This window comes from Methylobacterium sp. BE186 (assembly GCF_031457035.1).
Taxonomy (GTDB): domain Bacteria; phylum Pseudomonadota; class Alphaproteobacteria; order Rhizobiales; family Beijerinckiaceae; genus Methylobacterium; species Methylobacterium segetis.
Window position 1 is genome coordinate 225763 of record NZ_JAVDVV010000006.1, and the last position, 14451, is coordinate 240213.

Consider the following 14451-nt stretch of genomic DNA (forward strand, 5'->3'; position numbering starts at 1 on the left):
CGCGCCCGATCACCCCCCGTAGCGATCCTTCAGCAGCCGGTAGACGAGGCGCGCCGTCTGCACCTCGCCGCCCTCCGGACGCCCCGGCTTCGTCGAGGGGTTCCAGCCGTACAGGTCGAAATGGACATGCGCGCGGGTCTTCGGCGCGAAGCGGCGCAGGAACAGGGCCGCCGTGATCGCCCCCGCGAAGGGGCCGCCCGAGACGTTGTTGAGGTCGGCGACCTTCGAGTCGAGCAGGCTCGCGTAGGGCGCGTGCAGCGGCAGGCGCCAGACGGGATCCGCCGCCTCGAGGCCCGCCGCCGCGACCGCGCCGGCGAGGGCCTCGTCCTCCGTGAAGAAGGCCGGCAGGTCAGGCCCGAGCGCCACCCGGGCCGCGCCGGTCAGGGTCGCGAAATCGATCAGGAGGTCCGGCTCCTCGGCATCGGCGAGGGCGAGCGCGTCCGCGAGGATCAGGCGCCCCTCGGCATCGGTGTTGCCTATCTCGACCTTCAGGCCCGCGCGGCTCGCCAGCACGTCGCCGGGCCGGAAGGCCGCGCCCGAGACGGCGTTCTCGACGGCGGGAATGAGGAGGCGCAGCCGCAGGTTCAGCCCGGCCCCCATCACCATGTCGGCAACGGCGAGCGCGGCGGCCGCTCCGCCCATGTCCTTCTTCATCAGGAGCATGCCGGCGGAGGGCTTGATGTCGAGGCCGCCCGTGTCGAAGGCCACGCCCTTGCCGACGAGGGTGACGCGCGGCGCGTCCGGCGACCCCCAGGTCAGGTCGATCAGCCGGGGTGCCCGCACGGAGGCGGCACCGACCGCGTGCACGAGCGGGAAGTCGCGCGCCAGCGCCTCATCCGCGATGATCGCGATCAACGCGCCGTGGCGCCGCGCGAGATCGCATGCGACCGCCGCGATCTCGGCCGGGCCGAGATCGTTCGCCGGCGTGTTGACGAGGTCGCGCCCCATCGCGACGGCGCCCGCGATCCGCCCGATCTCGGCGGCGTTGACGCCGTCCGGTGCGACGAGGCGGGGCCTGTCGCCCGTCGCCTCCCGGTAGCGCCCGAAGCGGTAGCTGCCGAGAAGCCACGCGAGGGCGGCCTCGGCCGGGTCGATCCCGCCCTCCAGGCGGTAGCTGCCGGGCGGCAGCAGCCCCGGCAGCCGGCCGGCGGCCAGCCGGTCGCGGCCCGCTCCCTCCGCCTCGCCGAGGCCGAACAGCACGCGTGCGATCGAGCCGTCCTCGGCCGGCAGCAAGGCGAGGCGGCCCGGCTTCGGGGCGAAGTCCGTCGCCCGCAGGTAGGTTCTCTGGGCAGAGGAGAGGGCGGCCTCCGTCTCGGGCCAGCCCGCGGTGCCGACGCAGCGGATCGGAATGGCACGGCTGCCGGCGGGCAGGAATTCGGGCGAGGCTGGGTTCGTCATGCGTCCGAAGGGGAGGGGCCGAAGCCTTAACCGGGGATTAGGGTTAACGCTCTATCACCGGCGGGGCGAGCCCGTGAAGCGGGCGGCCGCGACCCTGTCCGGAGCGTAGCATGATCACGGCGCACTCGACCGCCCCTACGGCCTCTGCGAAGGCGGGCCGCCCGGCCGGAAGCATGCGCCGAAGCCCGCTCGCCGCCGCCCTCCTGGTCTCCCTGCTGGCGGCCGGGTGCCAGTCGCGCTCCCCGGAGACGACCGGCTCGATCGGGGGCCTCCCGTCCCTCGGGCTCGGCGGCTCTGGACCCGAGCGGACCATCTCCCGCCGCGAGGTCGAGGCGCTCGGCGCGAGCTACGCCTCCGATCCGAACGATCTCAACACCGCCATGCGCTACGCCCAGGGCCTGCGCGCCGTCGGTCAGCGCACGCAGGCCGCGGCGGTGCTGCAGCAGGCCGCGCTCCGCAATCCGAAGAACGTCGCGGTGCTCGCCGCCTACGGAAAGACCCTGGCCGAGGTCGGCCGGTTCGAGGAGGCGGCCGAGGTCCTGCAGAACGCGCACACGCCCGCCCAGCCCGACTGGCGGGTGCTGTCGGCGCAAGGGTCGGTCGCCGACCAGCTCGGCGACCACGCCCGCGCGCAAGGATTCTACGACGCGGCCCTGAAGATCCGGCCGAACGAGCCGATGGTCCTGTCGAATCTCGGCCTGTCCTACGCGCTCTCCCGCCAGCTCGACCGGGCTGAGGAGACCCTGCGCCTCGCCGCCGCGCAGCCGGGGGCCGATCCCCGCGTGCGCCAGAACCTCGCGCTCGTGCTCGGCCTCAAGGGCCGCCTCCCCGACGCGGAGGCGGAACTGCGGCGCGACCTGCCGCCGGAGGAGGCGGCCGCCAACGTGCAGGCCCTGCGCTCCTTCGCGACCCGATCGGGTGCGGCGAAGGCGGACCACGCCGCCCGCAAGCCCGCCCCGCGCGGGTGAGAGGCCGGAGCGGTCGCCGCTCCCTACCGGAAGACCTGGATCAGGGCCGGCGTCAGGATGACGACGAACAGGACCGGCAGGAAGAACAGGATCATCGGCACGGTGAGCTTTGGCGGCAGCGCCGCCGCCTTCTTCTCCGCCTCGTTCATGCGCTGGTCGCGGCTCTCCTGTGAGAGCACCCGCAGCGCCTGCCCCACCGGCGTTCCGTAGCGCTCCGCCTGGATCAGGGCGGTGCTCACCGACTTGACCGCCTCGATGCCGACGCGGGTCGCGAGGTTCTCGTAGGCCATGCGCCGATCCGGCAGGTAGGACAGCTCGGCCGTCATCAGGGCGAGCTCCTCCGCGAGCACGACGGATTGCGCCGCGATCTCGGTGCTGACGCGCCGGAAGGCGTTCTCGACCGCCATGCCGGATTCGACGCAGATCAGGCTCAGGTCGAGGGCGTCCGGCCAAGCCAGGCGGATCTCCGCCTGGCGCTTCTTGGCCTTGTTCATCAGGTAGAGTTCCGGTGCCTTCATGCCGAGCAGCGCGGCCAGGATCACGATGCCGACCTGCACGAGGAAGGGCTGGTCGAGAACCTCCAGGACGAACAGGTAGAAGGCCGTGCCGAAGCCCAGCGTGATCGGCGCGACGAGGCGGAAGAACAGGAAGCCCGTCTCGGCGCCCACGCCGCGGTAGCCGGCCATCATCAGCTTGCGCTTGGCCGTCTCGGTGCCGAGCCAGCGGTGAAGGTCGAATTGCTCGACGACCCGCTTCATGTAGGCTTTCGGCTCGATGCGCAGGGTGGCCTTGCTGGAGAGGCGCTCCCGCTCGCGCTTGCGCATCAGCTCCCGCTCGTCGCTGACGAGCTTCATGCGCTTGGCCAGGACGTCCGGCTCCAGGAAGGGCTGCAGCACGGCGAAGGCGGTCGCGGCGACCGCGATGCCCGTCAGGACCATGCCCACGAAGCGGGGGTCCATGAGCTTGCCGACGATGATCTCGACCATGATGGGCTCTCTGCGGCTGCTCTCGTCCGCTCGACCTCCCCGGCCGGTCCGCCCGCGGTCTCGGCGGGGCCGGGGGCGGGGTCAGAAGTCGAAATGGATCATCTTCTTCATCGTGAACACGCCGATCGACATCCAGACGGCGCAGCCGGCCAGCGCGAGACGACCGATATCCGTCGTCCAGAGAAGGGAGATGTAATCGGGGCTGGTGAAGTAGGTGATCCCGGCGACGACGAAGGGCAGGCAGGCGATGATGCCGCCGGACGCCTTCGCCTCCATGCTCATCGCCTGGACCTTGGCGGCCATCTTGCGCCGCTCGCGCAGCACCCGCGAGAGGTTTGTGAGCGCCTCCGAGAGGTTGCCGCCCGATTGCTGCTGGATGTTGATTACGATCGCGAAGAAGTTCACCTCCGGCACGGGCACGCGGTCGTAGAGCCGCAGCACCGAGTCGCTCAGCGACAGGCCGAGCGTCTGCGCCTCGATCACCTGCCGGAACTCGCTGCGCACCGGCTCATCCGCCTCGCGGGAGACGATACGAAAGCAGTCGTTGACCGGGATGCCGGTCTTGATGCCGCGCACCACCACGTCGACGGCGTTGGGCAGTTCCAGGATGAACTTGTTGATGCGCCGCTTGCGCAGGTATTTCAGCAGCCAGAGCGGCAGCCCGACCCCGCCCGCGAAGGCGGCCCCGAGCCCGGCGAACGGGTTCTCCGTGGCGGTCAGGATCACCAGGCCGATGACGAGGCCGAGCAGCGCCGAGATCGCGAAGTAGGTCCGCCGGCTCCAGGTGAGGCCCGCGCGGGCGATCTTCAGTTCGAGGGTGACCTTGGTTCCCCGGCTCTTCGCGTCGATCTCGTTGAGGGTCTTGGCCACCTGCTCGCGGCGATTGACCGTGACCCCGCGGGTAGCCGAGGCCGAGACCGAGGCACTGACGGCCTTGAGGCGCTGAGCCGCACGCCGCTCCCCGCTGAGAAGGGGCAGGATGACCGCGTAGGCGACGGCGCCCGCGGCCAAGGCGCCGAGCCCGGCGGCGATGGGGAGGTTGACGGCGCCCATCAGAGCGCGGGCCCGGCCTGGTCCGCGGCGGCGTCGAGGGCGGCCGCCAGGGCGCGCTCCTCGCCGTAATAGCGGGCGCGCTCCCAGAATCTCGGCCGGCCGACACCGGTCGAGCGGTGACGCCCGATCAGCTTGCCGTTCGCGTCCTCGCCGAGGATGTCGTACAGGAAGAGGTCCTGCGTCGTGATGACCTCGCCCTCCATCCCGAGCACCTCGGTGATGTGGGTGATGCGGCGGGAGCCGTCGCGCAGGCGGGTCGCCTGGATGATCACGTCGACGGAGCCGCAGATCATCTCGCGCAGCGTCCGGGCGGGCAGGGAGAAGCCGCCCATCGTGATCATCGACTCGATGCGCGAGAGGCACTCGCGCGGCGAGTTCGCGTGCAGCGTGCCCATCGAGCCGTCGTGGCCCGTGTTCATCGCCTGGAGGAGGTCGAAAGCCTCTGGGCCGCGCACCTCGCCGACGATGATCCGTTCGGGCCGCATGCGCAGGCAGTTCTTGACGAGATCGCGCATGGTGACCTGCCCCTGGCCCTCCATGTTCGGGGGGCGGGTCTCGAGGCGGACCACGTGGGGCTGCTGCAGCTGCAGCTCCGCGGCGTCCTCGCAGGTGATCACGCGCTCGTCGTGCTCGATGAAGGCGGTGAGGCAGTTCAGCAGCGTCGTCTTGCCCGAGCCGGTGCCGCCCGAGATCACGATGTTGCAGCGCACCTTGCCGATGATCTTCAGGATCTCCGCTCCCTCGGGGGAGATCGCGCCGAAGCGCACGAGCTGATCGAGGGTCAGCTTGTCCTTCTTGAACTTTCGGATCGTGAGCGCAGGGCCGTCGATGGCGAGCGGCGGCGCGATCACGTTGACGCGCGAGCCGTCGGGCAGGCGCGCGTCGCAGATGGGCGAGGCCTCGTCCACGCGGCGGCCGACCTGGCTCACGATGCGCTGGCAGATGTTCATCAATTGCTGGTTGTCGCGGAAGCGGACATTCGTGTGCTGGATCTTGCCGCTCACCTCGATGAAGGTCCGGTTCGCGCCGTTGACCATGATGTCGGCGATGTCGTCGCGGGCGAGCAGCGGCTCCAGCGGCCCGTAGCCGAGGACATCGTTGCAGATGTCGTCGAGCAGTTCCTCCTGCTCGGCGATCGACAGGACGATGTTCTTGAGCCCGATGATCTCCGAGACGATGTCGCGGATCTCCTCGCGCGCGGTCTCGGTGTCCAGGCGGGCGAGCTGCGCGAGGTCGATCGCCTCGATCAGCGCGCCGAAGATCATGCTCTTCGTGCGGTAGTAATCCTCGGAGCGCACCTGCTCGGCAGGGGGTGCGGCGACGGGCTCGGGCCGCCGGGGCGCGGCCGGCTCGGGCACCTGCAGGGCGGGCGCCTTGGACGCGGGCGCCGCGACCGCGGGCGCCGCAGCGGCACTCTGCCGTCTACCGAACATGGGGCGTGTCCCCGTCTCTCGCGGCTCTCTGGCTCACCCGGCGGCCCTCAGGACGCTTTCCGCCGCGCGAGCTTGGCGCGGATCGGCTCGAGCAAGGGATCGAGCAGGGTGGCGCGCCCGCGGCGGATCTCGGGCCGGCCGAGGATCGTCGCGGCGAGGCTGGCGAAGGTCTCGGCGGTCTTCGATCCCGGCTGCACCTCGGCGATCATCTGGCCGTTGTTGGCGGCCGCGCCGAACAGGGCAGGCTCGAAGGGTATGCTGGCGAAGAGCGGCATCTCCAGCGCCTTGGCGAACTCCGCCGCCCCGATCTCGGGGCGCTTGGGCATGTTCACGCCGTTGAGGACGATGCGCGGGCCGCGGTCGTTCGGGCGACCATGCTGCAGGCTCGCCGCGAGGTTCTTGGCGTTGCGCAGCGAGGCGAGGTCGGGGCCGGCCACGATCAGGATCTCGTCGGCGGCGACGAGAACCCGCCGCGACCAGGCCGACCAGATGTGGGGCACGTCGAGGACGATGCAGGGCACCGCCGCGCGCAGGTGGTCGATCAGCCCGTCGAAGGCCGTCTCGGCGAGGTCGATCGTCCGGTCGAGGCTCGCCGGGGCCGAGAGCAGGGAGAGGTTGTCGCTGCATTTCGAGAGCAGGCGCTCGACGAGGGCGGCGTCCAGGCGCTCGGGCGCGAACACGGCCTCGGCGATGCCCTGTGGCGGGTCCTGGTTGAAGTTGAGGCTCGCCGTGCCGTGCGCGATGTCGAGATCGGCGATCACGGTCGGGGTGTCCTGGCCGCGGGCGATCGACCAAGCGAGATTATGGGCGACCGTCGAGGCGCCGATGCCCCCCTTGGCACCGTAGACGGCGATCGTGCGGCCGACCGGCTTCACGCCCGGGGCCGTGAACAGGTCCGAGACCGCGGCGATCAGCGCGAGCGGGTCGACGGGCGCCATCAGGTAATCGCTGACGCCGCGCTGGATGAACTGGCGGTAGAGCTGAACGTCGTTGACGTGGCCGACGATGAGCACCTTGGTGCCGGGGTCGCAGACCTCGGCCAGCGCGTCGAGGCATTCCAGCGGCTTCGACTTCGCCCCTTGGGTCTCGATCAGGATGACGTTCGGCGTCGGCGCCTGCCGATAGGCTTCGACGGCGGCCGCGCCGCCGCCCATCTGCACCTTCACATGAGCCTTCTGCATGCGCCGATCGGATCCGACGCTCTCGATGAGGGCGGCTGTCTCGGCCGTCTCGCAGAAGGCCTGGAGCGTGATCCGCGGCACCGGGGCGATGATGCGCTCTGGCGTCTCGGGGTGGTCCGACATGGCGGGGTTCCGGCTCGGGGTTCCTGGTAGTGCGGGCGTTCCGGCCGAGGCCGGCATCGAGCCGTCGCTCGGCGGTTGGTGACCGCCCCGCGCGGCGTCCGCGTCGCGGGAAGATCTCAGTTGCCGACCTGCGACTTCACGCTGGCCTGACCATCCTGCCGCCATGTGGTTGACGGATCCTTGCTGTCGCGCAGGTCGGTGATGCCTTTGACGCGGCGCACCGTGTCGATCCGGCCCTCGGGCCGGCCGCGAACGAGATCGACGGGGTCGGCCACCTGGGAGGCGACGTTCGACTGCGTCGCGCAGCCGAGGTTCCAGGTCGGCTCGTTGCTCAGGTTGAAGGCGGGGTCGGAGACGCCGAGATCGCGGGGCCACAGCCCGCACTGGCTCGTCACCTTCGCCTCCATGCGCTGGAAGCTGAGGCGGATCGGCGCGGCGAGGCGGGGGGCCGCCACCGGGTATCCCGCAAACGCGTAGGCCTCGGGCGCGACGCCGCCCTCGGCCCCGAGGCGGCGGATCGCCGCCGCCGTGCGCTCGGCCGCCGCGCCGGCCGCGGGCGACAGGCCGCGCGGCATGTCGACCACGAGGCGGCCGCGGCCGTAGCGGCGGAATTCCAGGAGGAAGGCGTCGATATCGGCCGCCTGGCGCGGATCGAGGTGGCCGGATCCCGTCGGGAAGACGTCGAGGCTGCGCGTCCCGTCGACCAGGGCGATCGGGTGGCGGGCCCGGTAATCGACCGGCGCGAGGGAGCCGGTCGTCGCGACGCGCTCGGCACGGCAGGCGCCGAGGAGGGCGGCGAGGGCCGCCACCGCGGCGAGGGCGGCAGGCGGGCGGGGGAGGGCGGGCAGCGTCATCGGTTCGCGCGAGTCCTGTGGTCGGCCGGGGCCGCGGGCGTTCGGGGAGCGGGCGCTCAGTCGGTGATGAAGCCGACGCGGCCGCGATAGGTGGATCCGAGCGGCGCGGCGCCCGCGACGCCGTAGAGGCGGTTGATCCGTCCGAGCAGGACCGCCTGCCCGTCCTGCGCATCGACGAAGCCGTCGTCGGGACGCGTCACTTGGCGGGGCTCCATCGCCTTGGCGATGTAGGGAGTGACCATGATCATCAGCTCCGTCTCCTGGCGCTGGTAGTCGCGGGAGCGGAACAGGGCGCCGAGGATCGGCAGGTTGATGAGGCCCGGCAGGCCGCTGATCGCAGCCTTGTTCCTCTGCTGGATCAGGCCGGCGGTCATCATGGTGGCGCCGGAGGCGAGTTCGACCGTCGTCTCGGAGTTGCGGACGGTAAGGCCCGGCACGGCCGTGGTCGAGTTGCCGCTCGTGAAGGTGTAGGAATTCTGCGGGTCGATCTCGCTCACCTCGGTCCCGACCCGGATCGAGATGCGGTTCTCCGCGAGCACCACCGGCGTGAAGTTGAGGCTGACGCCGTACTTCTTGAACGCGATGCCGACGACGCAGGTGGGCTGTCCGCCGACGATGGTGCTCGGCGTGCAGCTCTGGCTCGACGGAACCGGAATCTCGCCGCCGGCCGTGAACTTCGCGGCCTCGCCGGAGATCGCGGTCAGCGTCGGCTCGGCGAGCACCCGGGAGACGCCGGCCTGCTCGAAGGCGCGCAGCGTCGCCGTGAGGCTGGCGCCGCCGCTGCCGGTGACCGTCGCCGAGGCGAGGTTGCCCGTCGGGAACTGGCCGCCCGAGAGGGAGAGGGGGGTCGCGTTGATGAAGTTGAGGTTCGACCAGGAGCCATTGAGGTTGATGCCGAACTGCTTGAGCACCGTGCGGGCGACCTCGACCACGGTCACGCGCAGCATCACCTGATCCTTGTTGCGGATCGTCAGGTTGTTGATGACCGTGCCGCGGCTCGTGCCGGCGCCGGTGCCGGCCACGCCGACGAAGGCGTTGGCGATGTCGATCGCCTGCGCCGCCTCGGCAGCCGAGCCGACCGTGCCCGACAGGAGCACCGAGTCGCCGTTCGAGCGGATGTCGAACCGGCCGCCCGGGATGCTCTGGACGAGGGTCTGGCGCAGGATGCTGAGGTTGAGGTCCCGCGCGACCGTGACGTCGAGGGCGGCGATCTGGGCGCCCGCCGCGTCGAGGATGAAGATCGAGGTGGTTCCGTTCTCCATCCCGATCACGAAGACCTTGCGCGTCGAGCGCACCACGGCGTTCGCGACCTTGGGATTGGCGACGAACACCTCCTTGGCGTCGCGCGGCAGATCCACGATCATCGAGCGCCCGGCCGTCAGCTCGAGCTTGCGGGAGGCGGACGCCTCGGCCGGCCCCACCGTCAGGACGGGGGCGGCTCCGAGAGCGGGCTCGCCCCGCCCCTGCGCCCAGGCGCCGGGTCCGGCGAGCAGCCCGAGCAGGACGAGGGCCGCCCGAAAGCCTCTGGTCGGTATCATCGCTGAAGCCTCTGTTCGGCCGAGCCGCCCGTTCATGGTCACCGGCCTTGCTGCCGGGAGACGCCGAAGCGCACGATCGTGAGCCCGGCATCGGCCTGCGGTTTCTCTTCCGGTTCGGGCCCGCGCCCGGAATCGGCGAGACTGCGCAGGGCGAGGGAGAGGGTGCCGACCTTCTGCGCCAGCGTGATCGCCTCGGACTGCGCCGGGGTCAGCGCGAGCGTCGCGGTCTCGCCCGTGACGACGTTCGCGCCGTTCTTCTCTTGGATGAGCTGCCCGACGGCGAGCACGCGCACGTCCCGCAGGATGATCTCGGCGCGCTGGACCTCGCCACCGCCCGCGCGGGAGGATTCCTCGTCGCGGGAGGTGCGGATCACGTCGACGTGGTCGTTGGGCAGGATGAAGCCGCCCGCCGAGTTCGCGCCGCGCGTGTCGGTGACGATCGCCACCGCCCGCATGCCGGCCGGAAGGATCGAGGACATGAATCCGCTGCCGGCCCGGGCGAGCTTCTGCTGGCGGATCGGCTCGCCGGGCAGGAAGCCGCCGCGCAGCACCGAGCCCGCCGTCTCCTCGATCCCCTTGGGCGAGGCGCTGCGGGTGATGTAGCCGGTGGCGACCGCGTCCTGAGGCCATTTCTGCCAGCGCAGATCAGCGGGCTGCAGGGTCTGGCCGAGGGGCAGTTCGGCGGCCGCCACGAGGACCTCGGCGACCGGCACGGGTGGCGGGGGCGGCTCGGCCTGGGCGACGGGCGCCGGAGGCGGCTCGTCCCCGCTCATCAGGAACGCGGCCCCGCCGCCCGCGACGAGGGCGATGGCGAGGACGGCGAGACGGGCTGGTTTCATCGTCGGGCCGGAACAATCCGACGGCGGAGGCGCCGTCTGCCCGGTCAGATTTGCGGGAAAATCGTCAAATTACGGTTAAGGAGATGTGACCGGCGAGATGGAACGCCGGGACTGGAATCGGCACAGGCGTACCGCGGCTCAGCCGGCGAGCGCCCGGGTCCAGAGCAGGGTGTCGGGCAGCACGATCAGGGCGGCGAAGGCCAGGGCGATGCCGTAGGGGATGCCCGTCTTCGCGTCGTGGAGATGCAGCGCGAAGGGCAGGCGGGCCACCGGACGGGGCAGGGGGTGCGAGCGCGCGAACAGGAGGGCGAGGGTCAGGGCCCCACCGGCCAGGGCCGCCACGAGGGCGTAGTCGATGAGCTGGTCGAAGCCGAGCCAGAGGGCGGTCGCGGCCGCGAGCTTGGCGTCGCCTCCGCCGATCTTGCCCAGCGCGAAGAGCGTGAAGGTGATCGCCAGCACGAGGAGGCCCGCGCCGAGGTGCAGGCCGAGTTCCGACCAGCTCAGGAGGCCGGTCGCGGCGATGAGGGCGAAGGCCGCCACGAGACCGAGCGAGATCCGGTTCGGGATCAGCATGGTCAGGAGGTCGTTGGCCGCGGCATAGGCCATGAAGAACGGAAAGACGACGAGGAGTGCCGGCGTGGCCAGGAGGGTTGCCATGTCGTCGAACCCGGGTTCGTGTGGCGTCAGGGCTCGAGGCCGTGTCGGCCGCGGGCTCCGCAAGATGCGGGCGGCCGGAAACGGCGGGCGCGTCGCGTCCCGCCGATTCCGGCCGATGCTCCGGGAGGCTCGATCAGTTGCCGAGCTGGGTCGAGATCGTGTTGAAGGCGGTGTTGAGCTTGGTGCCGATGATCTTCAGCGTGCCGATGATGACCACGGCGATGAGGGCGGCGATCATGCCGTACTCGATCGCGGTGGCGCCCGACTCGTCGGCGGCGAAGCGATTGAAGACGTTCTTCATGTCAGTGATCCTCAGATTCAACGACTGATCGGTGAGCCGTCGAAGATCTCTTCTCTCGATCGGCGGCAGGACGGAGCTTCGGCGATACGCCTTGCGATTGCGTTAAATCCGACGCACAAACCGCGAGCCCGGTCCGGGCTTTCGATCGTGGTGAAGAAATCGTCACCCCCGGGAACGACATTCTCATTACTGTGTTCGGCAGATAAGCAACCTGGGATTGTTTGGCGAACCTTGAATTCGCCGCCTCGCCGGCGATGTGACCTCGCGGTGCCCACCATACCGGCGGAAGGATGCGTGGGGCGAGCCTCTTAGCGGTTCCTTCACCAATCCGGTGTCTCTTCGGCGGGTACGGCGATCTCCCCCGACACCGGCTCCCCGGTGCCGCCCGCCGACGTAGCGCGAGCGTCCCGAGTCACCGTCCGATGCGCAGCCGAGCCAGCCTTCCTTCGAGACGGACCGCGATCCGCGGCACCGTCGCGCTGTCGCTCCTCGCCCTCGCGGCGACGGCGCGGGCCGAGACCGACATCGGCGTCGTCACGGTCGTGGTCGACAATGCCAAGGTGATGCGGCTCCCGGAGCGCACGCAGACCGTGGTGGTCGGCAACCCGATCATCGCCGACATCACCCTGCAGAAGAACGGCGTCCTCGTGCTCACGGGCAAAAGCTTCGGCACGACGAACCTCATCGCCCTCGACGCCGCCGGCGCGATGATCGCCGAGTCGCAGATCCGCGTCGAGGCACCGCAGGCCGCGGTGATCACCGTGCAGCGGGGGCTGGAGCGGGAATCCTATTCCTGCACGCCGGCCTGCCAGCCCTCGGTGCAGCTCGGCGATTCCGCGAAGTACTTCGGCGACGTCAGCCAGCAGGCGGAGAACCGTCGCAAGCTGGCCACCGGTGCGAGCGAGCGCTGACCGTCGCGCCCGCGCCGGGCTGTCCACACGCACTGACTGAATTCCGCAACGCTTCGGCAATCCTTGATCGGTAGGTTCGCTCAAACCTGATCGGTTGCGCCCCCGTGCGACCCGGATCGAGCCATGACGCAACCTGCCGCCCCGCCCCGCGGTCGCTATCGGCCGCTCACCCGCCTCGCGCGGCTGACCACCACCTTCGGCGCGGCGCGCGAGGGCGCGTCGGCGGTCGAGTTCGCCTTCATCGCCCCCCCGTTCCTGGCGCTTCTGTTCGCCATCTTCGAGATCGGGCTCACCATGCTGGTGACCCAGAACCTGAACGCCCAGCTCACCTCGGCGAGCCGCCTGATCTACACCGGCGAGTTCCAGGGCAGCGCGGGCAACAAGAATGCGGACGCGACCACGATCCTCAAGAACCTGCGCACGGCGCTGTGCCAAGCGAACGGGAAGGCGCTGCCGAGCCTGTTCGACTGCAGCGCGGTGAAGCTCAACGTTCTCGCCGTCTCGAGCTTCGCGAGCGCCGTCACGAGCCCGACCGTCTATGACCCGGTCAAGGGCAAGCTCGTCTGGAATTCGTCCTTCGGCAGTCAGTATGCCTGCGGCCACGGCAACGAGATCATCGTGGTCCAGGCGGCCGTCGAGTACCCGGTGTTCCTCTCGCAGCTCTACGCACCGGCCTCCCTTCTGGAGAACGGCCGCCGCGTCGTTCAGGCGGCGGCGGCCTTCCGGGTCGAGCCGCTGAACACGAATCCGTGCTCGTGAGGAGCGCTCATCCGATGCAGGCCCCACGCCCCATCCCGGAGCCCGGACGGTGAGTGTCCATCGCGCCCGGGCCGCGCGGCCGGCCTCCCCCTGCGCCTCGTTCGCACGCGCGGAACGGGGCGGCACGGCCGTCGAGTTCGCGCTGCTCCTCCCGGTGATGCTCGGGGTCTATCTGGGGCTCGCCGAGCTCGGCCGCGGCATCCAGGCCAAGCGCGGCCTCGCCCAATATGCCCGCACCATCGCGGACCTGACAGGGCGCGGCACGCCGCCCGACATGACGCCGATCTTCGAGGCGGCGAACCTGGTGGCCCGCCCCTACGACAGCGCCGCCATCGACGCGCGGATCAGCGCCATCGGCGTCTACAAGACGGGCAACACCTACCGGGCCGTCGTCTGCTCGTCGGCCGGGAACAGGGGCAGCAACAAGCGCAGCGTCAAATCGGACATCCAGGCCGAGGCGCGCCACGGCAGCACCTTCCCGGAGACCTTCAAGGAGAAGACGACGAGCGTCAACGCCGCCCTCTACAACCGCTACATCCTCGCCGAGGTGACGGGGACCTTCACGCCGATGCTCGGTTCGAGGCTCTTCCAGTTCACGGGCGTGCAGCTGTCGAGCACCCTGCAGGAAACCATCGCGTGGCCGCAGCGGACGGACGAGGAGATCGTGCTCCCGAGCGGCGATCCCTGCCCCACGAAGGCACCGACCTGAGAGCCGCTTGGCCAGCGCTCCGATGTGCCGGCCGGGATCAGTCGTCGACGTCGGCGCGTGCGTTGAAGGACAGCGAGCGCCGCTCGCCCGGCCCCCGGAAGGGCTCGACCCCGTGCAGCAGCCAAGCCGGGAACATCCACAGGACCCCGACCTCCGGCGGCACGCTGAGGAGCGTGCGCGCGAAGCGCTGCTTCCCGCCCGTGAGGAAGTTCAGGTGGCCGGCTTGGCGCCCGGAGATGTAGGTCTTCCGCAACTCCTCCTCCGCCGGGGGCTCCGGGGAGCGGAGATAGAGCACGCCGGAGAGGTCGCCGGAGTGGAAATGAACCGGGCTCGGCGTTCCGGCGACCTGGCTCACGATCCAGATCTGGTCGATCACGACGCGCCTCGCCGCGACGCCCTCCGCCGCGAGCACGTAACGCCGGAGGCGATCCTCGATCACGGCCACCAGGGACGCCTCGCCGCCGGCGCGGGCGACCTCCGGGGGAACGAGGAACTCGCTGCCGCCCGGCCGCGCGCTCCGGTCCGCGAACTCGTTGAGGCGGCCGACGAGCGCCGCGGGGACGCGGGTGCGTCCCATCACCGGCCCGAACGGCGACAGCATCTCCACCGGCGGATCGCCGCCGTCGCTGCCCGTCGGCTCCGCCCCCGCCTCGTACTTGCGAAGGGCGCGGGTCTTTCGCGCGACGGCGCGGTGGCGCAGGTCGTCCGTCTCACCGGCCATGGGAGGTCCTGAATCGGAGG

At 70.7% G+C, this 14451-nt stretch carries 15 protein-coding genes; 4 read left to right on the forward strand and 11 right to left on the reverse strand.

Annotation, left to right across the window (positions count from 1 at the left end):
* Window positions 1-9: 9 nt before the first annotated feature.
* Window positions 10-1398 carry a leucyl aminopeptidase family protein gene (locus tag J2X36_RS09375; protein ID WP_310348822.1) on the reverse strand — a complete coding sequence of 463 codons (1389 nt, stop codon included), beginning with the start codon at window positions 1396-1398 and terminating at the stop codon, window positions 10-12.
* Window positions 1399-1508: 110 nt separating this feature from the next.
* Here J2X36_RS09375 and J2X36_RS09380 point away from each other — a divergent pair, with 110 nt between their 5' ends.
* Window positions 1509-2366 (forward strand): tetratricopeptide repeat protein, encoded by an 858-nt coding sequence (locus J2X36_RS09380; RefSeq protein WP_405029757.1) that lies wholly within the window; start codon window positions 1509-1511, stop codon window positions 2364-2366.
* Window positions 2367-2389: 23 nt separating this feature from the next.
* Here the strand turns inward: J2X36_RS09380 and J2X36_RS09385 are convergent, their stop codons facing one another.
* The 9 genes from J2X36_RS09385 to J2X36_RS09425 all read right to left on the reverse strand — a co-directional run bounded on the left by J2X36_RS09385 (window position 2390) and on the right by J2X36_RS09425 (window position 11331).
* Window positions 2390-3352 carry a type II secretion system F family protein gene (locus J2X36_RS09385; protein WP_132255093.1) on the reverse strand — a complete coding sequence of 321 codons (963 nt, stop codon included), beginning with the start codon at window positions 3350-3352 and terminating at the stop codon, window positions 2390-2392.
* 81 nt (window positions 3353-3433) lie between these two features.
* Window positions 3434-4405, reverse strand: a complete 972-nt coding sequence (locus tag J2X36_RS09390; RefSeq protein WP_132255094.1) for a type II secretion system F family protein — start codon at window positions 4403-4405, stop codon at window positions 3434-3436.
* A complete protein-coding gene (locus tag J2X36_RS09395) occupies window positions 4405-5838 on the reverse strand; it encodes a CpaF family protein (RefSeq protein ID WP_310348826.1) in 1434 nt (477 codons plus the stop codon). The genes J2X36_RS09390 and J2X36_RS09395 overlap by 1 nt, the downstream gene beginning before the upstream one ends.
* Window positions 5839-5885: 47 nt before the next feature.
* Window positions 5886-7142, reverse strand: coding sequence for an AAA family ATPase (locus J2X36_RS09400; RefSeq protein ID WP_132255908.1), 1257 nt, complete (start codon window positions 7140-7142; stop codon window positions 5886-5888).
* A gap of 116 nt (window positions 7143-7258) precedes the next feature.
* The gene (locus J2X36_RS09405) at window positions 7259-7996 is read right to left on the reverse strand and encodes a CpaD family pilus assembly protein (protein ID WP_310348829.1); all 738 of its coding nucleotides are present in this window, start codon (window positions 7994-7996) and stop codon (window positions 7259-7261) included.
* A gap of 56 nt (window positions 7997-8052) precedes the next feature.
* Window positions 8053-9534 carry a type II and III secretion system protein family protein gene (locus J2X36_RS09410; RefSeq protein ID WP_132255910.1) on the reverse strand — a complete coding sequence of 494 codons (1482 nt, stop codon included), beginning with the start codon at window positions 9532-9534 and terminating at the stop codon, window positions 8053-8055.
* 38 nt (window positions 9535-9572) lie between these two features.
* Window positions 9573-10373: a Flp pilus assembly protein CpaB gene (cpaB, locus tag J2X36_RS09415; RefSeq protein WP_132255911.1), complete on the reverse strand. Its 801-nt coding sequence runs from the start codon at window positions 10371-10373 to the stop codon at window positions 9573-9575.
* Between the two features lie 138 nt (window positions 10374-10511).
* On the reverse strand, window positions 10512-11030 hold the full coding sequence (locus tag J2X36_RS09420) for a prepilin peptidase (RefSeq protein ID WP_310348833.1): 519 nt from the start codon (window positions 11028-11030) through the stop codon (window positions 10512-10514).
* A 133-nt stretch (window positions 11031-11163) separates the two neighbouring features.
* Window positions 11164-11331, reverse strand: a complete 168-nt coding sequence (locus J2X36_RS09425; RefSeq protein WP_132255913.1) for a Flp family type IVb pilin — start codon at window positions 11329-11331, stop codon at window positions 11164-11166.
* A 422-nt stretch (window positions 11332-11753) separates the two neighbouring features.
* Between J2X36_RS09425 and J2X36_RS09430 the strand changes: the two genes are divergently transcribed.
* The 3 genes from J2X36_RS09430 to J2X36_RS09440 all read left to right on the forward strand — a co-directional run bounded on the left by J2X36_RS09430 (window position 11754) and on the right by J2X36_RS09440 (window position 13710).
* The gene (locus J2X36_RS09430; RefSeq protein ID WP_132255914.1) at window positions 11754-12242 is read left to right on the forward strand and encodes a pilus assembly protein N-terminal domain-containing protein; all 489 of its coding nucleotides are present in this window, start codon (window positions 11754-11756) and stop codon (window positions 12240-12242) included.
* A gap of 123 nt (window positions 12243-12365) precedes the next feature.
* Window positions 12366-13001 (forward strand): pilus assembly protein, encoded by a 636-nt coding sequence (locus J2X36_RS09435; protein ID WP_310348837.1) that lies wholly within the window; start codon window positions 12366-12368, stop codon window positions 12999-13001.
* A 49-nt stretch (window positions 13002-13050) separates the two neighbouring features.
* On the forward strand, window positions 13051-13710 hold the full coding sequence (locus J2X36_RS09440; RefSeq protein ID WP_310348840.1) for a pilus assembly protein: 660 nt from the start codon (window positions 13051-13053) through the stop codon (window positions 13708-13710).
* Window positions 13711-13747: 37 nt separating this feature from the next.
* Here J2X36_RS09440 and J2X36_RS09445 read toward each other — a convergent pair whose 3' ends face one another.
* Entirely contained in the window at window positions 13748-14431 is a 684-nt protein-coding gene (locus tag J2X36_RS09445; RefSeq protein ID WP_310348844.1) for a putative 2OG-Fe(II) oxygenase, read from the reverse strand.
* Window positions 14432-14451: the final 20 nt, after the last annotated feature.